Raw genomic sequence first — 18,565 nt, 5'->3', positions numbered from 1 at the left:
CTAATGATCCGGCCCCACAACAGGGAAGTCCTATGTCGGCGGTACGCATCGGCCCATACACATTGCACAACGGCTTGATCCTCGCCCCGATGGCGGGCGTCACCGACCAGCCCTTTCGTCAGCTTTGCAAGCGTTTGGGCGCAGGGCTTGTAGTCTCGGAAATGGTCACCAGCGACATGAGCCTGTGGAACACCCGCAAATCGCGGATGCGCATGATCCACGAAGGTGATCCCGAGCCCCGCTCGGTACAGATCGCCGGCGGTGATGCGCAGATGCTGGCGGATGCGGCCCGGGCCAACGTGGAGTTGGGGGCGCAGATTATTGATATCAACATGGGTTGCCCGGCCAAGAAGGTCTGCAACAAGGCCGCAGGTTCTGCCCTGTTGAAGGATGAGCAGTTGGTGAGCGAGATCCTGCATGCCGTTGTCGCAGCAGTGGATGTGCCGGTCACCCTGAAGATCCGCACCGGTTGGGACCGGGACAACAAGAATGGCCTGACGGTGGCGAAGATCGCCGAGCAGGCGGGCATTACAGCGCTGGCGGTGCATGGCCGCACCCGCGCCGACCTTTACACCGGTGAAGCCGAGTACGACACCATTGCCGCGATCAAGCAGGCGGTGTCGATTCCCGTCTTTGCCAACGGCGACATCGACTCAGCCGAGAAAGCCCGGCGCGTGCTGCACGCGACCGGCGCCGATGGCCTGTTGATTGGCCGGGCTGCCCAGGGGCGGCCGTGGATTTTTCGTGAGATCGAGCATTTTCTGCGTACCGGCGAAACCTTGCCGGCACCGGAGCTGATCGAGGTGGAACGTATTCTGCTAGAGCATCTGGCCGCCCTGCACGCCTTCTACGGAGACGTGATGGGAGTACGCATTGCTCGCAAGCATGTGGGCTGGTATCTCGCAACCTTGCCGGGCGCCAGGGAGTTTCGCGCCCACTTCAATCGTTTGGATGATACGGAAGCACAGTGCGCCAACGTTCGTGAGTTCTTCTCCGAGCGTTACAAGAGCCTGGTGACAGGGGACGGAGAAGGGGTGGCCGCATGACGATGATGACCGAGACTTTAGTGAGTGGAACAACACCCGTGAGCGACAACGTCAATTTGAAACAGCACCTCAACACGCCGAGCGAAGAAGGCCAGACCCTTCGCGGGAGTGTCGAGAAGGCGCTGCACAATTATTTCGCCCACCTTGAGGGCGCTGCCGTCACGGACGTGTACAACCTGGTGCTCTCCGAAGTCGAAGCGCCGTTGCTCGAAAGCGTGATGAACTACGTCAAGGGCAACCAGACCAAGGCCAGTGAGCTGCTCGGTCTGAACCGTGGCACGCTGCGCAAGAAACTCAAGCAGTACGATTTGCTGTAAGCATTCAATCAAACCAGAAAGGCGCCCGCGTAAAAACGGACGCCTTTTTTGCTGACTCCTTTGCTTTTGATGGAAATTGAAATGACCGACCAGACTACCCGCCTGCCGATCCGCCGTGCCTTGATCAGTGTCTCCGACAAGACCGGGATCCTCGAATTTGCCCGGGAGCTGGAAGCCCTGGGCGTGGAGATTCTCTCCACCGGCGGGACCTTCAAACTGCTGCAGGACAACGGCGTGGCCGCAGTGGAAGTGGCGGACTACACCGGTTTCGCAGAAATGATGGACGGTCGGGTCAAGACCCTGCACCCGAAAATCCACGGCGGGATCCTCGGTCGTCGCGGTATCGACGACGCCATCATGAGCGAGCACGGCATCAAGCCGATCGACCTGGTGGCCGTTAACCTGTACCCGTTCGAAGCCACCATCAACAAGCCAGGCTGCGACCTGCCGACCGCCATCGAAAACATCGATATCGGCGGCCCGACCATGGTTCGCTCGGCAGCCAAGAACCACAAAGACGTGGCCATCGTGGTGAACGCCAGCGACTACGCCAACGTACTGGAAAGCCTGAAAGCCGGCGGCCTGACCTACGCCCAGCGCTTCGACCTGATGCTCAAGGCCTTCGAACACACCGCTGCCTACGACGGCATGATCGCCAACTACATGGGCACCGTGAACCAGGCCGCTGAAACCCTCAGCACAGAAGGTCGCAGCCAGTTCCCGCGCACCTTCAACAGCCAGTTCATCAAGGCCCAGGAAATGCGCTACGGCGAGAACCCGCACCAGAGCGCGGCGTTCTATGTTGAGGCCAAGCCTGCTGAAGTCGGCATCGCCACCGCGACCCAACTGCAAGGCAAAGAGCTGTCGTACAACAACGTGGCCGACACCGACGCCGCGCTGGAATGTGTGAAGAGCTTCGTCAAGCCAGCCTGCGTGATCGTCAAGCACGCCAACCCGTGCGGCGTGGCCGTGAGCCCGGACGCTGAAGGCGGTATCCGCCAGGCGTACGAACTGGCCTACGCCACCGACACCGAGTCGGCCTTCGGCGGCATCATCGCCTTCAACCGTGAGCTGGATGCCGAGACCGCCAAGGCGATCGTCGAGCGTCAGTTCGTTGAAGTGATCATCGCGCCATCCGTCAGTGAAGAGGCTCGCGCCATCGTTGCCGCCAAGGCCAATGTGCGCCTGCTGGCCTGCGGCGAGTGGTCGGCCGAGCGTGCCGCTGCCTGGGACTACAAGCGCGTCAACGGCGGCTTGCTGGTACAGAGCCGCGACATCGGCATGATCGGCAGCGCCGATCTGAAAGTGGTGACCAAGCGCGCCCCGACCGAACAGGAAATCAACGACCTGATCTTCGCCTGGAAAGTCGCCAAGTACGTTAAATCCAACGCCATCGTCTACGCCAAGAACCGCCAGACCATCGGTGTCGGCGCGGGCCAGATGAGCCGCGTGAATTCGGCACGCATCGCTGCGATCAAGGCGGAACATGCCGGCTTGCAGGTGCAGGGTTCGGTGATGGCGTCCGACGCATTCTTCCCGTTCCGTGATGGCCTGGACAACGCCGCGAAAGCCGGTGTTACCGCCGTGATCCAACCGGGCGGCTCGATGCGTGACGCAGAAGTGATTGCAGCGGCTGATGAAGCCGGCATTGCCATGGTCTTCACCGGCATGCGCCACTTCCGTCACTGATTGCTCGTTCCCACGCTCTGCGTGGGAATGCAGGCCGGGACGCTCCGCGTCCCAAAGCGTGACGCAGAGCGTCACAAGAGGCATTCCCACGCAGAGCGTGGGAACGGTCAGAATTCAGCGTCATCCGAGGTTTTTGAAATGAATGTTTTGATCATTGGCAGCGGTGGCCGTGAACACGCCCTGGCCTGGAAAGTTGCCCAGGACCCACGTGTCCAGAAAGTTTTCGTCGCCCCCGGCAACGCCGGTACCGCCATTGAAGCCAAGTGCGAAAACGTCGCCATCGACGTGTTGGCCCTTGAGCAACTGGCGGACTTTGCCGAGAAAAACGTTTCCCTGACCATCGTCGGCCCGGAAGTGCCCTTGGTAGCTGGCGTTGTGGACCTGTTCCGCAGCCGCGGCCTGGACTGCTTCGGCCCAACCGCCGGCGCTGCCCAGCTGGAAGGCTCGAAAGCCTTCACCAAGGATTTCCTGGCGCGCCACAAGATCCCGACCGCCGACTACCAGAACTTCACCGAGATCGAGCCGGCCCTGGCCTACCTGCGTGAAGTCGGTGCACCGATCGTGATCAAGGCCGACGGCCTGGCCGCCGGTAAAGGCGTGATCGTCGCAATGACCCTGGCTGAAGCCGAAGACGCCGTGCGCGACATGCTCGCCGGCAACGCTTTCGGTGAAGCCGGTTCGCGCGTGGTGATCGAAGAGTTCCTCGACGGCGAAGAAGCCAGCTTCATCGTGATGGTCGACGGCAAGAACGTACTGCCGATGGCCACCAGCCAGGACCACAAACGTGTGGGTGACGGCGACAGCGGCCCGAACACCGGCGGCATGGGTGCCTACTCCCCGGCGCCAGTGGTTACCGCCGAAGTGCACAAGCGCGTGATGGACCTGGTCATCTGGCCAACCGTGCGCGGCATGGCCGACGAAGGCAATGTGTACACCGGTTTCCTGTACGCCGGCTTGATGATCGACAAGGCCGGTAACCCGAAAGTCATCGAGTTCAACTGCCGCTTCGGCGACCCGGAAACCCAACCGGTGATGCTGCGCCTGCAATCGAGCCTGGTGCTGTTGGTGGAAGCTGCGCTGGCCCAGGCCCTGGACAAGGTCGAAGCCCAGTGGGACCCGCGCCCGAGCGTCGGCATCGTGCTGGCCGCCGGCGGCTACCCGGCCGACTACGCCAAGGGCGATGTGATTGAAGGTCTGGACGCGGCTGCTACGCTGGAAGGCAAGGTGTTCCACGCGGGCACCGCGCTCAAGGATGGCAAGGTCGTCACCGCCGGTGGTCGCGTACTGTGCGCAACCGCCATGGGCAGCAGCGTAGATGCCGCCCAGCAACAGGCTTACAAGCTGGCGGCGAAGATCGACTGGAAAGGCTGCTTCTACCGCACCGACATTGGCTACCGCGCCATTGCCCGTGAGCGTGGCGAAAGTCAGTAAACAGCTATCCGTTCGGTTAGGCAGGGGCCTCTGGCCCTTGCCCTACGCTTGTGGCCCCGCGCATAGTTATACCCATGCATCAACCTACGAAGGGATTTCGCCGTGCGCTGGCTCAGGATCGCCATAGGTTTCACTGTCAGTCTGCTGACCTTGCTCTGCTTGCTCCCGGCCCAGGCCGCCGCACAAGGCAGTGGCTGGGCAGTATTGCTTGATGAACAGGCCGATCTGCAACTGAGCGACATCCGCTCGCCCCGCTACATCAATCAATTCAGCCCCATCGAACTGGACCGGATTACCGCCGCGCAACCGGACGGTGCGTTGTGGGTACGCTTCAGGCTGCAACCCGGCAAACACGAGCAAGTGCTGCGGGTATTCGCCCCTGACCTGTCACACCTGAACCTGTATGTACTCGACGGCGACACCCTGGTGGAGCAGGAAGCTACCGGCACCCGCCAGCCCCAGGCCGAGCGCCCGCTGCCCAGCAGCGACTTCATGCTGCCGATGCCGCAAAGCCAGAAGCCGCTGGACGTGTACCTGCGCATGGTCTCGGAACACGAGCTGCGCCCCTACATCACCCTTGAGCCGGCCGTGCTGGCTGCGGCCAACCAGAACCAGACGCTGATCTACGGGCTGCTGTTCGGTTGCCTGGTGATGCTGATCCTGCACAACCTCACCCGCTACGCCTACCATCGCTCCCGCAGCAGCCTGTGGCTCGCCGCCTGCGAATTGCTGTTGCTGCTCAGCCTTGCGCTGCTGCTCAACGTGCTGGGCCCGTGGTTGCCGAACTGGCACGCGGTACAAACCCCCGGTGCCTACCTCGCCCTGCTGCTGACCGCGCCGTGCGGGCTGATGTTTGCCTACCGCTTCTTTGCGCCACTGGGCCCGCATCCGCTGAACAAGCTGTTGATGGCCGACATCCTGCTGATCGTCCTGACCGGCCTGTTGCTGCTGTTCGTCAACACCTTGCCCCTGAACATCATCACCTACGCCCTGGTGGCGCTGGCCGGCCTGAGCATGTTGTTCGTCTCGGCCTATCACTGGCAAAAGGGCTACCGCCCGGCGCGCCTGTTCATGCTGGCGATGGTGATCTTCAACATCGGCACGCTGATTATTCTCCCGGCCTTGCTGGGCCTGACGCTGGTGCCGCCACAAGGCTTGATCATCACCCTGCTCGGCTTTATCTGCCTCAGTGGCCTGTTGATGAGCCTGGCCCTGGGCGAACGCCAGCGCGCCATCACCGAAGACAACTTCAGCCTCAGCCGCGACCTGGCGGCCAGCAACGCCGAAATCGCCGCCAAGGCCGAATTCCTGGCGAAGATCAGCCACGAAATTCGCACGCCCATGAACGGCGTGCTGGGCATGACCGAACTGCTGCTGGGCACCCCGCTTTCAGTCAAGCAACGCGACTACGTGCAAACCATCCACAGCGCCGGCAACGAACTGCTCACCCTGATCAACGAGATTCTCGACATCTCCAAGCTGGAATCCGGGCAGATCGAATTGGACGATGTGCAGTTCGACCTCAACGCGCTGATCGAAGACTGCCTGAGTATTTTCCGCGCCAAGGCCGAGCAGCAGAACGTCGAGCTGATCAGCTTTATCCAGCCCCAGGTACCCCGGGTGATCAGCGGCGACCCGACGCGGCTGCGCCAGGCACTGTTGAGCCTGCTGGAAAATGCCCTGCAAAAAACCGATGAAGGCGAAGTACTGATCGTCGTCGCACTGGACGAGCGCAGCAGCAAACCGCGCCTGCGCATTGCCGTGCAAGACAGCGGCCTGCCGATGGAACCCGCCGAGCGCGACGCCCTGCTGCACAGCGAGTTGCACAGCAAGAACTTCCTCTCTGCCACCCGCCTGAGCGGCCATCTGGGCCTGGTCATTGCCCGCCAGCTGATCCTGTTGATGAACGGCGAATTCGGCATCAAGAGTGGCAGCCAGCAAGGCAGCACCCTGTGGCTGACCTTGCCGCTGGACCCGGAACGCCTGGAGCACCCGACCTCCGACCTCGACGGCCCGCTCAAGGGCGCGCGCGTGCTGGTGGTGGACGACAACGACACCTGCCGCAAAGTGCTGGTGCAGCAATGCACGGCCTGGGGCCTGAACGTGAGTGCCGTGCCTTCGGGCAAGGAAGCCCTGGCGCTGCTGCGCACCAAGGCGCACCTGCGGGACTATTTTGACGTGGTGCTGCTGGACCAGAACATGCCCGGCATGACCGGCATGCAACTGGCGGCGAAGATCAAGGAAGACCCGAGCCTGAACCACGACATCCTGCTGATCATGCTCACCGGCATCAGCAATGCGCCGAGCAAGATCATCGCGCGCAACTGCGGGATCAAGCGCATCCTCGCCAAACCCGTGGCCGGCTATACCCTCAAGACCACCCTTGCCGATGAGTTGACCCAGCGCAGCAAGGGCTCCGTGCAGCCACGCCAGCCGGCGATCAGCGCGCCGGCCCCGGTGACCGTGCCGAGTGACTTCCGGATCCTGGTGGCGGAGGACAACAGTATCTCCACCAAGGTGATTCGCGGCATGCTCGGCAAGCTCAACCTGCAGCCGGACACCGCCAGCAACGGCGAAGAAGCCCTGCAGGCAATGAAGGCCCAGCGCTACGACCTGGTGTTGATGGACTGTGAAATGCCGATCCTCGACGGCTTCTCCGCCACCCAGCAACTGCGCGCGTGGGAAGTCAGCAACCAGCGGATTCGTACGCCAATCGTGGCACTCACCGCGCACATTCTTTCGGAACATAAAGAGCGTGCACGCCAGGCCGGGATGGACGGGCACATGGCCAAGCCGGTGGAGTTGTCGCAATTACGCGAGTTGGTGGAGTACTGGGTGGCACAGCGCCAACAGCGCCCTGAGCACGCTCCCACCTGACCCATGCATGACGCAGATCAAAATGTGGGAGCGGCGGTGCGACGATTCGACTTGCTCGCGAAAGCGGTGCGTCAGCCACTACATGTTTGACTGATACACCGCTTTCGCGAGCAAGCCCGCTCCCACATTGGATTGTTGTCGCTTCACAGATAGCGCTCTGCCACAGGCCTGATAAACTCCCGCTCGCCCTCCTTCGCTGCGAGCTCCCACCATGCTCCACGTGCTATTCAGCGTTTACCTGAAGATGCTGGTGCTCTACAGCCCCTTCTTCGTGCTCTCCTGCTTTATCAGCCTGACTCGCGGTTACTCCAGCAAGGAGCGGCGGCGCCTGGCCTGGAAAGTGGCCCTCGCCACCCTGGTATCGAGCGTGTTGCTCTACCTGTTCGGCCGGGTGATTTTCAGTGTGTTCGGCATCACCGTCGACGCCTTCCGCATCGGCGCAGGCAGTGTGCTGTTCATCTCGGCCCTGGGCATGGCCCAGGGCAAGTCAGCGGTGCAGACCGACAACGTGCAGCAGGACGTGACCATCGTGCCGCTGACCATTCCCCTGACCGTCGGCCCCGGCACCATCGGTGCGCTGCTGGTGATGGGCGTCAGCCAGCCGCACTGGGACGACAAGATCACCGCGATCCTCAGTATCGCCCTGGCCAGCCTGACGGTGGGCGTGGTGCTGTACCTGTCCAACCGTATCGAACGCATCCTCGGCGACCAGGGCTTGCAGATTGTCAGCCGGTTGATGGGGCTGTTCGTGTGCGCCCTGGCCGCACAAATCATCTTCACCGGTGTACGCGGTTACCTGGTGCCGTAGATCAAATCCTGTAGTTGGCGATAGCCAGGCGGACCTTGTCCCCTGCGCTGTCCCGCAGCAGTTGAATCGTGTCTTCGTTGACCACCGAGCTGTTCAGCACCAGGCACGTGCGGCCACTGAAGGCCTCGACGGATGCACTGTCCCACTCCAGAAACGGTATGCCCAGTTGCTTGCTGACGCCGTGAGAGCTGTACGTCACCAGCACCATCGAAACTTCCCCGGCGATTTCCGAGCAGGACGCCAAGCCGAAATCGCCACCGTCACGCGTGGTGGTATTTCGCTTGAATAACTCAAATGAGGCCGGGAGCTGCTTCAAGGCTTCAACCGCCTCCGCCACCCGTTTGGGCAATACACTGATCAGCGGCCCCGACAGAAACGTCGAGGCCACGGTGGCCGCCATCAGGTTCAGCGCCGCCAGCTGTACCGACAGCCCCTTGCGAGAGGTGTACACCCGCTCGAAACTGCTCCTGACCGGCATCCAGCCGAGGCTGCTCATGACCTTGATGAATTCGTTGTACCAGGCCTCTGTGCCCCGGGCGACCCGCAGCACATCGCTGACGTAGCTGCTCGCCAGCAAATAGCTTTTGCGGGTGTACTCCTTGTTGAGGCTGGTCATGCCTTGCACAAACGACATGACGCTGTTGTTCACCACCGCCGCGTCCAGCTCATCATCCGCCTCGGGCTTCACCGGCGCGCTCAACCCCGACGCCAGGCCGGGCGCGCCCGGAAGCCGGTAAGCGGCAATCAGCTTCCTCCTTTTTGCGCTGTTGATCCGTTTGTTGTTTCGCTCCATAGTCATTTCTCCATAACCCCCAACATGGGGCTCAACGCCAACACTAGTCGACTTGCCGGGGATTTTGAGCTGCTGGAAATTGACCACGGGACGCGCCGCGACCCGCAGGAAAAATCACTGCAGGCGGCGCAGCTGAGTAAACGCTGGGGATGAGGCGGCGGCACACAAAAGCGCCGTGCTTTTCTTCAAGCCGTAGAGAAAGGTATGACTTGAGCCGATGCAAAAAAACCTCGGCAAGCAGACCTTTCCGGCATAAATGACTGACGTTTCAAGGCGGCCCCATGGCGGGGCCGCCGTTGTTTTCAGGAGGCGGGTTTCTCGCCGTACCAACGTGGCGTGTAGACCCACTCGCCACCACCTGCCCGCGCAAAGACGCAGGTGGTGGACGAACCGATCAGCACCATGGTGCGCATGTCCACCTGCTCCGGCGTCAGTTGCCCCAGGGTGGTGACTCGCAGGGTCTGGCCCGGGCGACCGATGTCACGGCCCAAGACCACCGGTGTTTCAGGCGTGCGGTGCTGCGCGACGATTTCCAGGGCGCGTCCCAACTGCCAGGGCCGCGCACGGGAGATCGGGTTATAGAACGCCAGCGCCAGGTCGGCCTGGGACGCCAGGTCCAGGCGCTTCTCGATGATCGACCAGGGTTTGAGGTTGTCCGACAGTGACATCACACAGAAGTCATGCCCCAGCGGGGCACCTGCCTGGGCCGCCGTGGCGAGGGATGCCGACACGCCCGGCAAAATCTCCAGGTCGACCTGATGCCAGGCCGGGTCGCTGGACTCGTGCAAGGCTTCGATCACCGCGGCGGCCATGGCGAATACACCCGGGTCACCCGAAGACACCACCACCACCGAACGCCCCTGCGCCGCCAGCTCAAAGGCATGACGCGCGCGCTGCATCTCTTCGCGATTGTCGGTGCAATGCTGGATCTGGTCCGCGCGGAACGGCCCGGCCATGCGCACATAGGTTTCGTAACCCAGCACGTCAGTGCAGCGGGCCAGCTCGGCTTTTACTGCCGGAACCATCAGTTCGGCAGCGCCGGGGCCCAGACCGATCACCGCGAGGCGGCCACGGGGACGACCGATCAGGGACAGGTCCAGAGGAGCCTCGGCCACCGTGATCGCAATGTCCGCCTGAGGCGCCAGATCGGCGAAGCGCAATGGCACGCCCAGCTCCAACGCCGCTTCGTGCAATGACGAATCGGCCATCTCCGTTTCAGCCGCCAGCAGGCAAGCCAGGGACTGCACGGCGAGCCCGGCATCCTGCAACGCCGCACGAATTCGCCCGGCCAGTTGCGGCCCCGGCTGGCAGGTAACCAGCACCGTCTTCGGATAAATCAGCAACTCATTGGCCGCAGGTGTGCGCTCGGCACTGCCGACGTGAATCGCCAGGCGCGCCTGTTGATCCTGGGGCAAGTTGGCCTGATCCAGCCACGGCGCCGCGCCTTCAATGCGTACTGATTCGCCAGCCAGCAAATCCGAGACAAAGCGTTTGCCCAGCTCCAGATCCCCCAGCTGATAACCATGGGGCGGGTTAAGCAGGCAGGTACCAAAACGCAGCTCGCCACTGGTGGTGATCGCGGCGGCAACGTCCAGGGCAGCGGCGATTTCCCGCGCCATCACGTTTACACCACCGAGGCCACCGAGCAACGGCACCACCGCGCTGCCGTCTTCGGCGACGGCCAGCACAGCAGGCTCGATGCCCTTCTCCAGCAGCAGCGGCGCCAGGGTGCGGATCACAATCCCGGCGGCACACAGGGCGATGATCGGCGTGCCCTGTTGATACAACTGGCGCACTGTGGCGCCGAATTCGTTATAGGCCTGATCTGCGCCCTCGACCCGCCCGGCCAGGCCGTGGATCAGTGCGTCGGGATACACCTGCTGGATAGCGCGGGCCGTGGCGAGGCTGCCCTGCCCCAGGATGACAATCGCGGGAGCCGTCATCAGCCTTGCCACCTTTCACCGGGAACGATGATCAACGAGAAATACGGCGAGGACGTCGGATCGACCTGATCCAGAGCGACGATTTTCTGATTGGCCATGGTCGCGCGCTCGACGTACAACGCCCGGCTCGCCAATCCCAATTCTTCCAGTACCTGACGCACCTTGGTGAAGTTGCGCCCCAGCTTCATGATCACCGCCGCGTCGGCATCCGCCAGGCGACGCTTGAGTTCGTCATGGGGCAGCACGCCGGAAAGCACCGACAGGCTCTGGTTGCGGTACACCAACGGTGCGCCCAGTACAGAGGCGCCACCGAGCATCGAGCACACACCCGGGATCACCTGGGCTTCGTAGCGCTCGGCCAGGCGGTCGTGCAAATACATGTAGGAGCCGTAGAAGAACGGGTCGCCTTCACAGATCACCGCCACATCGCGCCCCGCGTCCAGGTGTGCCGCAACGTCGACACTGGCGGTGTCGTAGAAATCGCTGATCACTTGCTCGTAGGACAGCGGCGCCGGCAACACTTCAGTGGTCACCGGGTACACCAGCGGCATCAGGGTTTGCTGGGGCACCAAATGGTCTTCGATGATGCCGAAGGCGTTGCCCTTCTTGCCCTTGGCCACGAAGTACGCCACCACCGGCGATTCGCGCAGCAGGCGCAGGGCTTTGAGGGTAATCAGTTCCGGATCGCCGGGGCCTACGCCCAGGCCGATCAAACGTCCGCGTGCCGGCATTATTCGACCTCCGTGGCCAAGGCGTTGACCGCGGCGGCGGCCATCGCACTGCCGCCCAGGCGGCCCTGCATGATCACGAACGGTACGCCGCGGCTGTCTGCCGCCAGCATCGCCTTGGATTCGGCGGCGCCGACAAAGCCCACCGGGAACCCAAGGATCAGTGCAGGTTTTGGCGCGCCGGCGTCGAGCATTTCCAGCAGGTAAAACAGCGCTGTCGGCGCATTGCCGATCACCACCACACTGCCTTCCAGGTGCGGGCGCCACAGCTCCAGGGCGGCGGCGGAACGGGTGTTGCCCAGCTCGCGGGCCAACTCCGGCACGCTGTCGTCGCGCAGGGTGCAGATCACCTGATTGTTGGCCGGCAGGCGCGTACGGGTCACGCCTTCGGAGACCATCCGCGCATCACACAGGATCGGCGCGCCAGCGGCCAGGGCTTCGCGCCCGGCCTTGCCGGCACCTTCGGAAAATTGCAGGCCGTCGATGGCGTCGACCATGCCGCAGGCATGAATCACCCGCACCGCGAGTTTTTCCAGGTCGGCAGGGATGCGATCAAGCCGGGCTTCTGCGCGAATGATCGCGAAGGAGTTGCGATAGATCTCCTGACCGTCGCGGATGTAATCAATCATCGGTGTTGCTCCGTGGGTGAGCGCGCAACAAGGCGCCCGCCGCTTCAATAGAAAGAGTGCGCGCGTGCAGGCGGCCGAAACCGGGCAGGCCTGCGTCGCGAAAATAGAGGTCGTAGTGGCCGGGGCTTACCGCCAGCAGGGTGACCGGCGCGGTGTGTGCGGCCGCGCAGGAACGCGGGCAGCCGGACAGGTGCACGCTGTGGCCGGGCGCAAGCGCGGCCAGTTGCACGGCGTCGGCCTTGGTGTCGGACAGGCCTTTGGCGCAACCGCCGGCGCCGGTGCAGGCGATCATCCGTGCGAGGGGTTGGTCCACCGAACACAAAAAGCCAAGCTGTTCGAGGCGTTCGGTGACAGCCGACGCATCCTGGATATTGGGCAGCAGCAGGCCTTGCCATGGCGTGACACGCAAGGTGGCGTCGCCATGGTCGACGGCCAGTTGCGCAGCGCCCCTGAGCATCGCCGAATCCAGGCGGCCCAAGGGTGCGACGGCGGCGACGTAGACCTGGTTTTTTTGGCGCTGTGGATAACTTCCCAGGTGCAGCGGCGCGGGGTTGTAGTGCCTGGAAAAGCCATCAACCGGCTGCAATGGCATATTCAGCTGCCGCAAAAAGTTATCCACAGCGGTTTCAGCCAGCAGGTGGCGCATGCGGGTTTGATCAGGCCGGGCCAGTTCAAGGAACCGCTCCAGCACCGCCACCACCAGTGCATGCCCTTGCGCCAAAGGTACCGCCGCCAAGGGCGCATCCCGCGCCGGGCAGCCTGCCAGGCCGAATGCCAACAGCGTGTTGCCATTGGCATCGAAGGCTGACAGCCACAGGTCGTGATGATGCTCGAGCATCGCCAGGGCTTCACCGCCGTCCAGTTGCACGGCGAACTTGGCCGACAGCTCATGGAAACGCGGGTGGGTTTCCAGGGTGGTGAGGATCTGGTCGGCCAACGGTCGGGTATCGAACAGCATCTCGCGGTCAATGCCGGCACTGGGGCTGAGCATCAGGTTGCGCACATCATCACCGGCGGCACGCTTGGGGCCCAGGTCGGCGGCCAGCAAGGCGGCGATCAATGCATCCTGTTCGGCGCCGATCCCGCGAATCTGCAGGTTGGCGCGGTTGGTCGCCTCGATCACCCCGCCGGCATGGGCCTGGGCGGCGTCGGCCACGGCAAACGCCTGCTCGGCACGGATCGAACCGCCCGCCAGTTTGATGCGGCAAATCCCGCCATCCAACGCCTGGACAATACGCAGCAACCCCGGACAGGCCGAGGGGCGCAAGGTATTGGACAGTGGTGTTGGTTTCACGGGGCTACCGGTTCACGGGTAAAGGCGCGGTATTATGCCTGCTTTGTCCGGCGGCATGAAAAGCCTGCCCGTCGGATGTCGTTCAAGGAATTCATATGTCGCCCTGGCTGACAGTAGTAGGCATCGGTGAAGACGGCTTCAAGGGCCTGGGCAGAAACGCCCGGCACGCCTTGTTGCGCGCCTCGCGCATTGTTGGCGGCCAACGCCAGCTGGACTTGTTGCCGGTGTGTATCCGTGGCGAACGCCAGCTGTGGCCCAGCCCGTTTTCCCTGGAACCGGTGCTGGCCAGGCGTGGTGAAGCGGTGTGCGTGCTGGCCAGCGGCGACCCGATGTTCTATGGCGTAGGCGCGAGCCTGGCGCGACAGGTGCCCGCCAATGAGCTGCTGATCCTGCCGGCGCCCTCTTCCGTGTCCCTGGCGGCGGCGCGTCTGGGCTGGCCGTTGCAAGAGGTAGTGACGCTATCGGTGGTTGCCCGGCCGATGGCGGCGCTGAATGCGCATCTGGCCAGCGGCGTGCGTTTGCTGGTGCTGAGCAATGACGGCCAGAGCCCGGCGGCGATTGCCACACAATTGGCCGAGCGCGGGTTTGGCGCAAGTCGCCTGAGTGTGTTTGAACACCTCGGCGGGCCGGATGAGCGCCGCATCGACGGCATCGCCCGGGATTGGCCTGGCGAACCGATTGCCGCGTTGAATCTGCTGGCCATCGACTGCGTGGCCGACGCCAACACAGCGCGCCTGTCACGCCTGGCAGGGCTGCCGGACTCGGCCTTCAGGCACGACGGCCAACTGACCAAGCGCGACGTGCGCGCCATGACCCTCGCCCGCCTCGCGCCGATGCCCGGTGAACTGCTGTGGGACGTGGGCGCGGGCAGCGGCTCCATCGGGATCGAATGGATGCGCGCCCACCCCAGCTGCCGCGCCCTGGCCATCGAGGCCGATGAAGGCCGGCAACTGTTGATCGAACATAACCGTGATGCCCTTGGCGTCCCCGGCCTGCAACTGATTCGCGGCACCGCGCCCCACGCCCTGAACGGGCTGGAAGCGCCGGACGCCATCTTCATCGGCGGCGGCGTCACCCGCGACGGCGTGCTCGACACTTGCTGGCAACACCTGCGCCCGGGCGGCCGGCTGGTGGCCAACGCCGTGACCCTGCAAAGTGAAATGACCCTGATGGCCTGGCGCGAACAACACGGCGGCGAGCTGACCCGCATTCATGTGGCCCAGGCCCAGCCACTGGGGGGCTTTGATACCTGGCGCCAGGCGCTGCCGATCACCCTGCTGGAAGTGATCAAGCCGCTATGAAACGCATCCTGCTGTTGGGCGGCGTGACGGAAGCCCTGGCCATCGCCCGCACACTGGGGCCCGAACATATCTACAGCCTGGCGGGTGTTGGCCGCGTTCCCACCGACCTTACGTGCCAGGTGCGCGTCGGTGGCTATGGCGGCGCGGAAGGTTTGGCGCAGTTCATTCGCGATGAAGGTATCGAGCTGGTGCTGGACGCGACCCATCCGTATGCCGCACAGATCAGCGCCAACGCCGCCCGTGCTGCGGGTGTGTGTGGCATTCCCTGCTGGGCCCTGCGCCGCCCGGCGTGGCAGCCACAGGCGGGTGATGACTGGCGCGAAGTCGGTGACTGGGCGGAGTTGATTGAAGCTCTGAAACCCTTCAAGCGACCACTGTTCACGCTGGGCCGTGAACCGTTGCAACACCTCGACGAAATCCCCGCCGAGCAGTTCTGGACACTGCGCGCACTGGATGTGTACCCCGGCAATGAACGCTGCGAAGTGATTGGCGCCCGTGGGCCGTTTTTGATCGAGGATGAACGGGCGCTGTTTGAGCGGCGGCAGATTGATGTGCTGATCAGCAAGAACAGCGGCAGCACGGCTACCGAGCCGAAGCTGGAAGTGGCACGGGAGCGGGGGGTGCCGGTGTTGGTGTTGAGGCGGCCGGTGTTGGCGCAGGTGGATAGGGCATTCACGACAGTCAACTCGGTACTGGAAGCATTCCAGTCTGTATGACGCAACACGAAACAAAGGTGGGAGCTGGCTTGCCTGCGATGCAAACGACACGGTCATTCAGATACACCGCGGCGATGCTATCGCAGGCAAGCCAGCTCCCACACTAACCTGCGTCGCGCTGTTAGCTCCGCGCGGCAGCCGTCTGTCCGGCTGCATCGTGCACCCGATCAGCCAGTAACTCCGCCAGCTCGATCAACTGAGCGACGCCCAACAACTCCTCTCGCTTCGATCCTTCCAGGCTAAACGCCAAGTCGCAACTCAGCGCGTTAGCCGAGGCGAGTGTTTCAATGAGGTTGACCAACAGGTCTTCGGTGCTGATTCCGTCGGCTACGGTGAACAGCCGAAAAGGGGGATTGGGGGTAGGTTTAATCATTGTGAAGCTCCGGAGAAGTACAAAGGAGCTACCACTGATCGCCGCGATGCGATGGGGGTGGTAGCTGAACGCGGGTTCGCGGACCGGCTCTCCAGAACACCGGCATACCCGAAGGTATCCCGCGCACAGCCACCATAGCGCCGCACAGTAGACGATAAAAAAGCGCCAACTGAAAGGACACGATGACGCTTTTGCGTCTGAAGAAATCCGGGCCGCGACGCCCGACCACTGAGTTTGCAGTGGTGTTCGGAGACTAGAGATTGAGTTTCCTAGAGACAACCGCCAATCACTGTCGGAAATTTCTGTGGAGGGCCTCCACATTCGAATCGAACACAATCCAAACTGTGGGAGCTGGCTTGCCTGCGATAGCATCACCTCGTTCCAGCAGGAAGACCGAGTCGCCTGTATCGCAAGGTGCAATGACCTCGTAGGAAAGCGCCTCAATCATCGACATCCTTTTGACAACCTCGCTTTAAAAACTGATTCGCCTTACACCCCCCTCCGAACCAGCCGGCTGGTTCAGCCAAAAGCCCTCGCCCTAAGCTCCCCTCCCGCAGTTTTGCACCAGAGTCTGCGATGGGGATGCACTGCTTTTGCGGAGCATCGTGACTTGTCATTCTGTATCCCAAGGAATACGATCCAAGATGATTCACTTCAAGAAATCCAAGCATTTCCTGGAGTGGCTTGATTCGTTAAACAATAAACCGGCCCGTGCACGCGTACTGGCAAGGTTGAATAACGCACAATCAGGCAACTTCGGAGACTGTGAGACAGTAGGAAATGGCGTTTCGGAAATGCGCATCCACTACGGTCCTGGATACCGGGTTTATTTCACTCGTAGAGAGGAGGTGGTTTACCTGTTGTTGATAGGCGGCGATAAATCAACGCAGAAACGCGATATCCAGCGCGCTAAGCAAATTGCAGCAGACTTTGAAAAAAAAGGAGTAAGCCATGACTGAATTTACAGACTTCGACATAGCGGAACACCTCAAGACTCCTGAAGATATGGCTGAGTATCTTGAAGCGTGCTTCGAGGAGGATGCCGGTGACGGACTGCTTATTCGTTCAGCCCTCAACAACATCGCCCGCGCCCAAGGCATGACTCAAGTAGCCCGCGACGCAGGCCTCGGACGCGAAAGTTTATATAAAGCCCTCTCCAGCACTGGCAATCCCGAGTTCGCGACTATCATGAAGGTCATGAAAGCGCTCGGCCTGAAGCTGCACGCCACAGCTGGTTGATAGCACTGCGACACCAAACCACACCGCCCCTTTTTACTTATCCTCCCCGATCAGGCTAAATACCCACCTGATCGCTTAACCCTACGGATTGTCCGCCATGGCCCGTCAACGCTTTGCAATTGCCTGGATCGCCTGCTTTGCAGTGCTGTTCAATGCGTTTGCCATGCCGATGGCCGGAGCGATGCAGCGCTCGAACAATTCCCTCGACCAACTGCTCTGGGGCAGTTTCTGCTCCTCCAATGCCAACAAGCTGACGGCCATTGCCCTGGGCAAGCTGGAGATTCCGGCGCCGCAGCAGGACGATCACTCCACCATGCAGCATTGCTGGTGCTGCTCGGGCTCGGCGCCATTAGTGGCGCTGCCGGGGCATTCACCAACACTGTATTTCGCACGATTCGACGCGGTGCAAGACCTGCCGCCGCCGTCATTGCAATCCCCCACCCCGCGCCAGCAATGGCCGAGCCTTAACCCCCGCGCCTCTCCAACGGTCTGATTTCTTCGCAAGTGAACTGCGTTTAGAACCGTTCTGGAGAACTGCCATGCTCAAATCTTCCCTGCTTCTGGCTGCGTTGTTGCTGCCGGTGTGTGCTGCTGCCAATGCCGAAGACTTCAAGGTCGGCGAACTGGTGGTCAGCGAACCCTGGTCCCAGGAACTGCCGCCCAATGCGCCGACCGTCGCGGCGTATTTCGTGATTCATAACCAGGGCGAGCATGCGGATCGCTTGCTCAGCGTCGACACGCCCGTGGCCGCCAAGGCCGAACTGCATGAGCATGTGATGCAGGGCGATCTGATGAAGATGCAGCAGGTGACCAGCGTCGCGGTGCCGGCCAAAGGTGACCTGGCGTTCGCGCCCATGGCCTACCACGTGATGCTGCTGGACCTGAAGGACCGCAGCGTTTTGCGCGACGGCCAGCATTTTCCGCTGACCCTGAACTTTGAAAAGGCCGGGCCAGTGAAGGTGGAAGTGTCAGTGCAGAAGCAGCCGCCCATGGCCGGCCACGAACACATGCACGCCCAATAGATAAACCTCGATGGGCGCCCCACGCGCCAGGTTGTCCCCGCACCGCCGTAAGCCTGTAGGCCTTATGCGCGGCAGCTGGATCAGCCTGTTCGCCATGCTGATGATCTTTATCGGTCCGCTGATTTCCCAAGCGATGCCGATGGATCATCACGCCGGCATGTCGATGGAAATGTCCATGGACGCGCCGAGCTGCCATGGCGCCGCCAAGCCTGCGACCGATCACCACAAAGCACCCGACGAACACCACGTGCTCTGGGAAAAGTGCGGCTATTGCAGCCTGCTCTTCAGTTGCCCGGCGCTGCCTGGCAGCGTGTCGTTTGTCACCCTCGGCAGCCCGCCGCCCGCCAACGCCCTGACCC

At 62.4% G+C, this 18,565-nt stretch carries 19 protein-coding genes; 13 read left to right on the top strand and 6 right to left on the bottom strand.

The genetic code is table 11. The features are described from left to right. The first annotated feature begins 32 nt into the window (after positions 1 to 32). The 6 genes from dusB (at position 33) to HX786_RS14405 (ending at position 8,168) form a co-directional block, all read left to right on the top strand. Positions 33 to 1,046 carry a tRNA dihydrouridine synthase DusB gene (dusB, locus tag HX786_RS14430; protein ID WP_003217321.1) on the top strand — a complete coding sequence of 338 codons (1,014 nt, stop codon included), beginning with the start codon at positions 33 to 35 and terminating at the stop codon, positions 1,044 to 1,046. Continuing rightward, a complete protein-coding gene (gene fis / locus HX786_RS14425) occupies positions 1,043 to 1,363 on the top strand; it encodes a DNA-binding transcriptional regulator Fis (protein WP_003186237.1) in 321 nt (106 codons plus the stop codon). The genes dusB and fis overlap by 4 nt, the downstream gene beginning before the upstream one ends. 81 nt (positions 1,364 to 1,444) lie before the next feature. After that, positions 1,445 to 3,052 (top strand): bifunctional phosphoribosylaminoimidazolecarboxamide formyltransferase/IMP cyclohydrolase, encoded by a 1,608-nt coding sequence (gene purH / locus HX786_RS14420; protein WP_003217323.1) that lies wholly within the window; start codon positions 1,445 to 1,447, stop codon positions 3,050 to 3,052. A gap of 138 nt (positions 3,053 to 3,190) precedes the next feature. Continuing rightward, the gene (gene purD, locus HX786_RS14415; RefSeq protein WP_003217326.1) at positions 3,191 to 4,483 is read left to right on the top strand and encodes a phosphoribosylamine--glycine ligase; all 1,293 of its coding nucleotides are present in this window, start codon (positions 3,191 to 3,193) and stop codon (positions 4,481 to 4,483) included. Between the two features lie 102 nt (positions 4,484 to 4,585). Then, the gene (locus tag HX786_RS14410; protein WP_003217328.1) at positions 4,586 to 7,360 is read left to right on the top strand and encodes a hybrid sensor histidine kinase/response regulator; all 2,775 of its coding nucleotides are present in this window, start codon (positions 4,586 to 4,588) and stop codon (positions 7,358 to 7,360) included. Between the two features lie 211 nt (positions 7,361 to 7,571). After that, the gene (locus tag HX786_RS14405; protein WP_003217330.1) at positions 7,572 to 8,168 is read left to right on the top strand and encodes a MarC family protein; all 597 of its coding nucleotides are present in this window, start codon (positions 7,572 to 7,574) and stop codon (positions 8,166 to 8,168) included. 1 nt (position 8,169) lies between these two features. Here the strand turns inward: HX786_RS14405 and HX786_RS14400 are convergent, their stop codons facing one another. The 5 genes from HX786_RS14400 to cobG all read right to left on the bottom strand — a co-directional run bounded on the left by HX786_RS14400 (position 8,170) and on the right by cobG (position 13,555). Beyond that, positions 8,170 to 8,961, bottom strand: a complete 792-nt coding sequence (locus HX786_RS14400) for a hypothetical protein (RefSeq protein ID WP_102606174.1) — start codon at positions 8,959 to 8,961, stop codon at positions 8,170 to 8,172. Between the two features lie 302 nt (positions 8,962 to 9,263). Further along, entirely contained in the window at positions 9,264 to 10,904 is a 1,641-nt protein-coding gene (gene cobJ / locus HX786_RS14395) for a precorrin-3B C(17)-methyltransferase (RefSeq protein ID WP_102606173.1), read from the bottom strand. Next, positions 10,904 to 11,635 (bottom strand): precorrin-2 C(20)-methyltransferase, encoded by a 732-nt coding sequence (locus tag HX786_RS14390; RefSeq protein ID WP_003217336.1) that lies wholly within the window; start codon positions 11,633 to 11,635, stop codon positions 10,904 to 10,906. The genes cobJ and HX786_RS14390 overlap by 1 nt, the downstream gene beginning before the upstream one ends. Next, a complete protein-coding gene (locus HX786_RS14385; RefSeq protein WP_003217338.1) occupies positions 11,635 to 12,261 on the bottom strand; it encodes a precorrin-8X methylmutase in 627 nt (208 codons plus the stop codon). The genes HX786_RS14390 and HX786_RS14385 overlap by 1 nt, the downstream gene beginning before the upstream one ends. After that, positions 12,254 to 13,555, bottom strand: coding sequence for a precorrin-3B synthase (gene cobG / locus HX786_RS14380; RefSeq protein WP_178912261.1), 1,302 nt, complete (start codon positions 13,553 to 13,555; stop codon positions 12,254 to 12,256). Before cobG ends, HX786_RS14385 begins: the two co-directional genes overlap by 8 nt. Positions 13,556 to 13,650: 95 nt before the next feature. Between cobG and cbiE the strand changes: the two genes are divergently transcribed. Both cbiE and HX786_RS14370 read left to right on the top strand, forming a co-directional pair. Further along, positions 13,651 to 14,856: a precorrin-6y C5,15-methyltransferase (decarboxylating) subunit CbiE gene (gene cbiE, locus HX786_RS14375; protein WP_178912260.1), complete on the top strand. Its 1,206-nt coding sequence runs from the start codon at positions 13,651 to 13,653 to the stop codon at positions 14,854 to 14,856. Then, the gene (locus HX786_RS14370; protein ID WP_178912259.1) at positions 14,853 to 15,572 is read left to right on the top strand and encodes a cobalt-precorrin-6A reductase; all 720 of its coding nucleotides are present in this window, start codon (positions 14,853 to 14,855) and stop codon (positions 15,570 to 15,572) included. Before cbiE ends, HX786_RS14370 begins: the two co-directional genes overlap by 4 nt. A 121-nt stretch (positions 15,573 to 15,693) precedes the next feature. Here HX786_RS14370 and HX786_RS14365 read toward each other — a convergent pair whose 3' ends face one another. Further along, positions 15,694 to 15,945 (bottom strand): DUF6124 family protein, encoded by a 252-nt coding sequence (locus HX786_RS14365; RefSeq protein WP_087693137.1) that lies wholly within the window; start codon positions 15,943 to 15,945, stop codon positions 15,694 to 15,696. 644 nt (positions 15,946 to 16,589) lie between these two features. Here HX786_RS14365 and HX786_RS14355 point away from each other — a divergent pair. The 5 genes from HX786_RS14355 to HX786_RS14335 all read left to right on the top strand — a co-directional run. Continuing rightward, entirely contained in the window at positions 16,590 to 16,904 is a 315-nt protein-coding gene (locus HX786_RS14355; protein ID WP_102368006.1) for a type II toxin-antitoxin system RelE/ParE family toxin, read from the top strand. Next, complete coding sequence (locus HX786_RS14350) at positions 16,897 to 17,184, top strand: addiction module antidote protein (protein ID WP_008439033.1); 288 nt, start codon at positions 16,897 to 16,899, stop codon at positions 17,182 to 17,184. Before HX786_RS14355 ends, HX786_RS14350 begins: the two co-directional genes overlap by 8 nt. 97 nt (positions 17,185 to 17,281) lie before the next feature. Further along, positions 17,282 to 17,677, top strand: a complete 396-nt coding sequence (locus tag HX786_RS14345; protein WP_102368005.1) for a DUF2946 domain-containing protein — start codon at positions 17,282 to 17,284, stop codon at positions 17,675 to 17,677. 46 nt (positions 17,678 to 17,723) lie between these two features. After that, on the top strand, positions 17,724 to 18,206 hold the full coding sequence (locus tag HX786_RS14340; RefSeq protein ID WP_177020779.1) for a copper chaperone PCu(A)C: 483 nt from the start codon (positions 17,724 to 17,726) through the stop codon (positions 18,204 to 18,206). Positions 18,207 to 18,270: 64 nt separating this feature from the next. Beyond that, positions 18,271 to 18,565: DUF2946 domain-containing protein (locus tag HX786_RS14335; protein WP_178912258.1), on the top strand; the 295-nt coding region annotated here is incomplete at its 3' end.

Source organism: Pseudomonas sp. 21615526, assembly GCF_013386245.1.
Classification (GTDB): domain Bacteria; phylum Pseudomonadota; class Gammaproteobacteria; order Pseudomonadales; family Pseudomonadaceae; genus Aquipseudomonas.
Note: the sequence above shows the minus strand (reverse complement) of the source record. Positions and strands in the feature narration are given on the sequence as shown.

Excerpts from the sequence above, each read along its gene's own strand:
- dusB (WP_003217321.1), top strand. The coding sequence starts at position 33 with ATGTCGGCGGTACGCATCGGCCCATACACATTGCACAACGGCTTGATC.
- fis (WP_003186237.1), top strand. The coding sequence starts at position 1,043 with ATGACGATGATGACCGAGACTTTAGTGAGTGGAACAACACCCGTGAGC.
- purH (WP_003217323.1), top strand. The coding sequence starts at position 1,445 with ATGACCGACCAGACTACCCGCCTGCCGATCCGCCGTGCCTTGATCAGT.
- purD (WP_003217326.1), top strand. The coding sequence starts at position 3,191 with ATGAATGTTTTGATCATTGGCAGCGGTGGCCGTGAACACGCCCTGGCC.
- HX786_RS14405 (WP_003217330.1), top strand. The coding sequence starts at position 7,572 with ATGCTCCACGTGCTATTCAGCGTTTACCTGAAGATGCTGGTGCTCTAC.
- HX786_RS14400 (WP_102606174.1), bottom strand. The coding sequence starts at position 8,961 with ATGGAGCGAAACAACAAACGGATCAACAGCGCAAAAAGGAGGAAGCTG.
- cobJ (WP_102606173.1), bottom strand. The coding sequence starts at position 10,904 with ATGACGGCTCCCGCGATTGTCATCCTGGGGCAGGGCAGCCTCGCCACG.
- HX786_RS14390 (WP_003217336.1), bottom strand. The coding sequence starts at position 11,635 with ATGCCGGCACGCGGACGTTTGATCGGCCTGGGCGTAGGCCCCGGCGAT.
- HX786_RS14385 (WP_003217338.1), bottom strand. The coding sequence starts at position 12,261 with ATGATTGATTACATCCGCGACGGTCAGGAGATCTATCGCAACTCCTTC.
- cbiE (WP_178912260.1), top strand. The coding sequence starts at position 13,651 with ATGTCGCCCTGGCTGACAGTAGTAGGCATCGGTGAAGACGGCTTCAAG.
- HX786_RS14370 (WP_178912259.1), top strand. The coding sequence starts at position 14,853 with ATGAAACGCATCCTGCTGTTGGGCGGCGTGACGGAAGCCCTGGCCATC.
- HX786_RS14365 (WP_087693137.1), bottom strand. The coding sequence starts at position 15,945 with ATGATTAAACCTACCCCCAATCCCCCTTTTCGGCTGTTCACCGTAGCC.
- HX786_RS14355 (WP_102368006.1), top strand. The coding sequence starts at position 16,590 with ATGATTCACTTCAAGAAATCCAAGCATTTCCTGGAGTGGCTTGATTCG.
- HX786_RS14350 (WP_008439033.1), top strand. The coding sequence starts at position 16,897 with ATGACTGAATTTACAGACTTCGACATAGCGGAACACCTCAAGACTCCT.
- HX786_RS14345 (WP_102368005.1), top strand. The coding sequence starts at position 17,282 with ATGGCCCGTCAACGCTTTGCAATTGCCTGGATCGCCTGCTTTGCAGTG.
- HX786_RS14340 (WP_177020779.1), top strand. The coding sequence starts at position 17,724 with ATGCTCAAATCTTCCCTGCTTCTGGCTGCGTTGTTGCTGCCGGTGTGT.